Here is a 553-nt window from a genome sequence, read left to right on the forward strand (position 1 = left end):
ACAGTTTCTGATTTCTATTGACTTGATAACGAATGATATGACAATCACGAGGAATGACCTCTCCTTCTCGTTCAATTTTCTTAATTTTCTGCTTCATCTTACGGATTAAACTCTGAATTTGTTTCCCTCTAATGGTTGCTGATTGAGTGGTTTGCTTGGATGTTGTTGTAGACATGAGACTGAATAGTTAAGAAAGGATTTAGATTGGCGTAAAATATACACTAACATTCAGAGGTGTATTATTCACAACCATGGAAAATCAAGAAAACAGTCAGTCCATCAAGGAGTTTTTATGCTGGAGGGAAAACCTCTATCATGGAGTTAATGCCAGAAAAGAAACTGTTATAGAATTAGTAGATGCCCTCTCATCAAACTCCATCGCAAGTTCGGTAGTAGAATTGTCTGAACATCCTTTATTTCGACGAGATTATAACAGTTTATATAAAGGAATTCAAGAATTTTTACCTGATAAAAATGATGATAATTACTCACAACAAGTTATTCAACTCCGGATGTCCAACATGAAGAAAATTGGTTTAAATTAACACTCATT

General features: G+C 34.2%; 1 protein-coding gene. It reads left to right on the plus strand.

The window, feature by feature from the left end:
* Window positions 1-251: 251 nt before the first annotated feature.
* Complete coding sequence (locus D5R40_RS33760; protein WP_124155940.1) at window positions 252-545, plus strand: hypothetical protein; 294 nt, start codon at window positions 252-254, stop codon at window positions 543-545.
* Window positions 546-553: the final 8 nt, after the last annotated feature.

The organism is Okeania hirsuta (assembly GCF_003838195.1).
In the GTDB taxonomy this organism is placed as follows: Bacteria; Cyanobacteriota; Cyanobacteriia; order Cyanobacteriales; family Microcoleaceae; genus Okeania; species Okeania hirsuta.